The organism is Arthrobacter sp. 135MFCol5.1, from assembly GCF_000374865.1.
In the GTDB taxonomy this organism is placed as follows: Bacteria; Actinomycetota; Actinomycetes; order Actinomycetales; family Micrococcaceae; genus Arthrobacter.
This window is the reverse complement of sequence record NZ_KB895480.1, coordinates 1-5,757: the sequence shown is the minus strand read 5'-3', so window position 1 is coordinate 5,757 and position 5,757 is coordinate 1. Positions and strand designations below refer to the sequence as shown.

The following is a 5,757-nucleotide window of genomic DNA, read 5'->3' as shown; positions in this document are numbered from 1 at the left end:
CGAAACGCTCCGCCACCACGGCCTCACGGGGTCGATGGGCAGGGTCGGTGCGTGTGCGGATAACGCCGCTATGGAATCGTTCTTCTCGCTGCTGCAGAAGAACGTTTTGGACCGTCAGCGGTGGCTCACCAGGCGGGACCTCCGGCTGTCCATCACAACGTGGATCGAGCGGACTTACCACCGCCGGCGACGGCAAAGACGGCTGGGAAAGCTCACGCCCATCGAATATGAAACAATCAACCGGACCGAGCTCATAGCGGCCTAAGACCCCGAGTCAACAAAAGCCGGGGCAGTCCCCTCCGAAGGCAGGACCCAATGAGCCAGCAATTTCAAAGGGACAGAAGCGACGCTCTGCGTGAGCAGCTTGTACGGCTACCAGCCACTATCGATCAGACTAAGTACCCGTGGCTAGGCAACCAGAGACGACTCGGAATGCGAACTGCTGCTGCCACACTAGTTGGCGCAACTATCCTCAGCGCGCTAGCCCTAGCCATAACTCCTGAGGACAGATCCGATGATCCCTCAAGGATTATCGACTCGCTCAACCGGCCTCAACAGGCAACTGATCGACTGCCCGCCACGGCTCATCCCGTGCTAAAAAACGAGGCCATCGACCCTTCGCAGACCAGACTCCTCGGCCACAGTGCCACCATTCGCTACTTTGGAGCGCCGGCCACTGCGCAGAACAGCACCCCCGGGGCACCCTCCGGCACATCCATTTGCATCATTCCTGTAGCGGCCGACGGAACCAGCAAAACCACAGGATGCACCCTCTTGAAAAATTTCGAAGCCTACGGCCTCAAAATCGAGACGCCGGACCGGTCCGAGGCAGGCTGGCTTGTCGTACCAGCAGGCGCAGCAGCCAGCCTCGAGTCGGTGAAGGACGAAGTCGGCTGGACCCTACAAGCCCCAAATTTCTTGGTGCGCAACAACAAATAGCTGAAGAACTTCGCTCTCGCTCAATAGATCCATGGACTGCATCAAATTTCAAAAATTGCCTCTTGTAATATCAGCACCCCAAAAATAGGCTGGCCTCAGTCGAGGCCTAGACTGTTCCTTCTTTCAAATAAATACAAGGTTTACGTCCACGGGGGGATCGTAGAACATGAAAGATAAAGTAAAACTTGCTATTGCTGGAACAGTACTTGCAGGAACTGCGGCAGGCCTCCTCGCCCTCGCACCCACGCCACCAGATAGGTCCTTGGACGCCTCCAGGATCATCGATTCTTTAGCTAGCCCACAACGAGAAGTAGACAAGCCACCCGCCCCGGCCATGGAGTTCATCCGCAAAACCCCGGATGTGGACCCTTCCCAGCTTCGGCTCTTGGGCCACGGAAAGGCGTACACATACTACGCAGCTCCAACGAGCAGCGGGACCATCTGTATGTTCCCCGTAGACGCTCAGGGGCAAAGCGAATGGTCGGGATGCACGCTCCTAACGGGCTTTGAATCCTATGGCCTGAGGTTGGAAACGGCAGACCGAACGGAGTCTGCCTGGCTTGTAGTCCCGGAGGCAGCCAAACAGTCGTTGGATGCCGCCAAGAATGAAGCCGGCTGGACCGCCCAGGCTCCTAACTTCCTCCTGCGCTCAAGCAGATAATTTTCCCGAATTTCCACACGGGGACGGCTCCCATTTGCATTGATCGTCTTCCATGCAAATTATCCTGCTTTGCATTAATCCATTTCATTGCGCCATAAAACAGCCGGCGCATTACTCAGCGTTTAGGGTGGTAATAAAATGAAGAAGCGCTTTTCCGCATTAGCCGTGGGTGCAGCGGCGGCAACACTCATTGTTGGCCTGGGCACGTCACCAGCTAGCGCCTACGGATCGGGTAGTTGGACGGTTCAACCCTACGGTTGCAACCCCGGGACATTCAGCGGGACGAGTTTTTGGCAAACATCCAACAGTCTCGCGCACGCTGAGACCTACGAATCGGGCAACTTCTGCTGGTTTGGCAATCAACCTGTCGATGTCGCTATCCATGACGAGTACAGCCAGGTCAGAGCAGGCTACGTCTACGCACCAACCTGGGTATCGGTGAACTACAACACGGGCTGGAATTCCGGATGGGGCGGCTTCCACACCTGGGGTAGTGACGTCTCCTCCCGGAGAACCTGATCCCTAGCGAAATACGGAACGGAACCGGCTTCTGAAACACGGAGCCGGTTTCGATCCGTTTGGAGGCATGCTGCTGCGTCAGACCAAGTGGCTCCAGGACCTTCTATGATCGGCTGCCAAGCAGTGACCGTCACCCCCGTCTGACTCGATTCGCGTCGCAGTGAGGGATTCATGCAGAAGTCCGGAGGGACGCTGCGCTGGAGGGCTAAGCGTTCTTTTGGGCGATGGTGTGGGCGAAGAGGAGTTCGGCGCCTCGACGGTCCAGTTCCATGTAGCCCAGTTCGTCGATGCAAAGCAGGTCGACACGGCCGTAGCGGGCGATGGTTTTGGCCAGCACTTTATCGTCGGCGGCTTCGACGAGTTCGTTTACGAGCCGGGTGGCGAGGGTGTATTTGACTCGGTAGCCCTTCTCGGCGGCGGCGGTGCCGAGTCCGATGAGCAGGTGTGATTTGCCGGTCCCTGAGTCTCCTATGAGGCACAGGGGTGCGCCTTTGCGGATCCAGTCACCGGTCGCAAGGGTGTGGATCGTTGCGGGGTTAATGTTCTGGTTCGCATCGAAATCGAAGTCTCCGAGCCATTTGTCCCTAGGGAAGTTCGCGGCCTTAACGCGGCGGATCGAGGAGCGCCGGTCCCTATCGTCGCATTCGGCCAGCAGCAGCTCGGCCAGGAACCCCTGGTAGGACAGTTGCTCTTTCCCGGCAACGCTCAGTGCTTCATCCAGGACGCCACGGACGGTGGGCAGGCGCAGCCGGCGGCAGGCCTGGTCCACGGCTGCGACCGCGGCCTGTTCGGTCAGACCGCGTCGCCGGCGCAGGACCGGGGTGACGGTTGTGGCAGGGGCTGTGGGGCTCATGAGATGTTCTCCTTCGACGCGGTTTCTGCAGGGTGTTCGGCGCGTTTGGCCAGCAGCTCGTCATAGGCACGGACTGAGGGCAGGGGCCGGCTATCAGAAGGCAGCCCGGCGATGACGGCAGCCGGGTCCATGAGTCGACGTTGGGTCAGGCTGACAACGCGTTGCACTTTCGCTTGAGCGTGGTCACCGCGATGACGGTCCGACCCGGGCCCACCCTCGGCGGCGGAGGTCGTTGCGTGTCTGCGGGCTTCGACCGCGACGACATCGGCGCTGACCGCACCAACTCGCAGCGCGGCAGTAATTCCTGCTTCGATTTCTGCTCCATCCATCGAACGATGGAGCAGCAAGACATCGATCAGTTCACGAGTCCCTTCGGCGTCGCCGTTGACCCGGCGCGAGGCGGCCCAGAAGGCCTCATGGGCGCTGGTGAAAGAACCTGATGCCCGAGCCCGTGCCAAGGCCGTGGAACCAGGCAAAGCGCCGGGTTTGGTCTTGAGGACCTCCAGGTAATGGTCCAGTTGGACCGACTGGCCGCCCTTGACGATGACTCTCTGATGCCGGGCCGCCACCGCGCGGCCGTCGAACACCACAAGCTCTGACGCCCGCAAGGACACCCGGACCCTTCGGCCGATGAACCGTGCCGGTACGGAGTACTTCACCATCCGCACCGTGATCATTGAGGATCTGTCCACTCTTGGGTTCAGCACGAGACCGGGGTCGAACTCTTCGGCCGGCAGCGGGGCCAGGAACGGGCGCTCGGCGGCGAAGTCGTGGCCGATGGTGCGGATCCTGCCATCGATCCGCCGCTGATCGTCCTGCGCCTCCCGGTCCCGGATCCGGTCGTTGAGCTCCTCAAGGGACTTCGCGACAGGCATCGGGGTAAGGCGGTTGCGGCGGAACCAGCCCACCTCGCCCTCGACGCCGCCTTTCTCGTGAGCCCCGGCAATACCTGGCTGGCAATAAAAAGGATCAAAACCGTAGAACGAGCGGAACAACACCCACCGATCGTTCTCCACACGGTTCCGGCCCTGCCCGAACACCACAGTCCTGACGGCACTGGTGAGGTTGTCATAGCGGATGTGTTTGACCGGCACGCCGCCGATCTCGTTGAACGCCTCGACGTGGCCTTCCAGAAATGCTTCTTGGGCCTGGGTGGGGTAAATCCGGTGGATCGCTTTGCCGGAGTGGGAGAGACGGAATATGAACATGTGGCACTTCGTCTTCACCCCGTCCAACACGATCCAGACCTCGCCGAAGTCCACTTCGGCCTCCGCGCCCGGGGCATGTTCTTGAGGAACAAACACCTCAACCCTGCGGCCGGCCTCCACATCGATCTGCGCCCGGCGGACCCGGACGTAGTCTCGCACCGTCGAATACGACAGCTCTTCCGCATCATGCTCCTCGGTGAGCCGGGCAAGAATCCTACGGGCCGTATGGCGTTGCTTCCGCGGAGCCGTCGTGTCCTCAACCAGCATGGCGTCAATGGCCGGTCTAAAGGGATCAAGCCGAGGCGAGGACCTCACCGGAGTCTTCCGTGCTGGAGGGACGGGATCCGACAATGCCTGCCGGACCGTGTCCCTACCGACTTGATACCGCTTTGCCAGACCGCGGATCGATAAGCCCTCAACGCGGGCATCTCTGCGAATACAGGCAAACAGCTCCAAGCGCACTCTCATCCGGACCTCCAAGTGTTGCTTTCATCAGATGAAGCAACACTGAGGGTGGTCCTGGTTCAGACCGTCACAACCAACCGGCGAGTCGTGGGGTGGTCCTGATTCAAACCGTCACACCGGTCCTGAATCAAACTGACATATTCACCTTAGATAAGCATTGATGGTTTCCGTTCGCCGGGCCGGCTCCGTGGGATCTCGGAAGTGCCTGTTGCGAAGGGCGTGCCGGCCCGGCAAACGGAAGTTGTGGTGGATCAGGCCGCTGCCAGCTCCTCGACCGTGGCCTTCTCGCGGGCTTCCGTGAGGTAGCGGGCATAGGCGGGGAGCGTCAGGAAGGACGGGAACTCACGGCTGAGCGTGACTTCCTCGAAGATGTCGCGGGCGTCCTCGAAGCGGTCGCCGTCGAAGCGCTCCAGCCGGGCGAATTCCTCGTCCAGGAGTTCTTCCACCCACTCGTGGCTGATGATCTCGCCCTGGTCCGTGATGGCGCGGGCGTAGATCCACTGCCACAGCTGCGACCGTGAGATCTCCGCGGTGGCGGCGTCCTCCATCAGGTTGTGGATGGCTACGGCGCCGTTGCCGCGGAGCCAGGACTCGATGTAGCGGATGCCCACCTCGATGTTGTTCCGGATGCCCTGCTCGGTGATGGTGCCGGTGGTGGCAGCGACGTTGATCAGGGCGCGGTCATCGGGGGTGACGTCCTCGCGGAGCCGGTCCAGCTGGTTGGGCTTGCTGCCGAGGACGCCGTCGAACACTTCGCGGCAGACGGGCACCAGGTCGGGGTGGGCCACCCAGGAACCGTCGAACCCGTCGTTGGCCTCGCGGGTCTTGTCCGCACGTACCTTCTCGAGGGCGTTGGCGTTGGCTTCCGGGTCCTTGCGGTTGGGAACGGCTGCGGCCATGCCGCCGATGGCCATGGCGCCGCGCTTGTGGCAGGCCCGGACCAGCTGTTCGGTGTAGGCACGCATGAACGGCTGGGTCATGGTCACCTGGCCGCGGTCCGGGAGGACGAAGCGCGGGCCGCGGGTACGGAAGTTCTTGATCAGGGAGAAGATGTAGTCCCAGCGGCCGGCGTTCAGGCCCGAGGCGTGGTCGCGGAGTTCGTAGAGGATCTC

At 61.1% G+C, this 5,757-nt stretch carries 4 protein-coding genes and 2 pseudogenes; 3 read left to right on the top strand and 3 right to left on the bottom strand.

Annotated features, from left to right (window positions below):
* The 3 genes from C563_RS0120675 to C563_RS22525 form a co-directional block, all read left to right on the top strand.
* Positions 1 to 265 (top strand): integrase core domain-containing protein (locus C563_RS0120675; protein ID WP_018761623.1); only part of this gene is annotated, 265 nt, incomplete at its 5' end.
* A 326-nt stretch (positions 266 to 591) separates the two neighbouring features.
* A complete protein-coding gene (locus C563_RS0120670; protein ID WP_018763980.1) occupies positions 592 to 939 on the top strand; it encodes a hypothetical protein in 348 nt (115 codons plus the stop codon).
* A gap of 799 nt (positions 940 to 1,738) precedes the next feature.
* Complete coding sequence (locus C563_RS22525; RefSeq protein ID WP_155845235.1) at positions 1,739 to 2,119, top strand: hypothetical protein; 381 nt, start codon at positions 1,739 to 1,741, stop codon at positions 2,117 to 2,119.
* Positions 2,120 to 2,354: 235 nt separating this feature from the next.
* Here the strand turns inward: C563_RS22525 and C563_RS21780 are convergent.
* The 3 genes and pseudogenes from C563_RS21780 to C563_RS21775 all read right to left on the bottom strand — a co-directional run.
* Positions 2,355 to 2,972: pseudogene (locus C563_RS21780) on the bottom strand (ATP-binding protein); the annotation flags it as partial.
* Entirely contained in the window at positions 2,969 to 4,648 is a 1,680-nt protein-coding gene (istA, locus tag C563_RS0120655; protein ID WP_026265212.1) for an IS21 family transposase, read from the bottom strand. The pseudogene C563_RS21780 and the gene istA, both read right to left, overlap by 4 nt.
* A 248-nt stretch (positions 4,649 to 4,896) precedes the next feature.
* Positions 4,897 to 5,757 (bottom strand): annotated as a pseudogene (locus C563_RS21775) (malate synthase A); the annotation flags it as partial.

Excerpts from the sequence above, each read along its gene's own strand:
- C563_RS22525 (WP_155845235.1), top strand. The coding sequence starts at position 1,739 with ATGAAGAAGCGCTTTTCCGCATTAGCCGTGGGTGCAGCGGCGGCAACA.
- istA (WP_026265212.1), bottom strand. The coding sequence starts at position 4,648 with ATGAGAGTGCGCTTGGAGCTGTTTGCCTGTATTCGCAGAGATGCCCGC.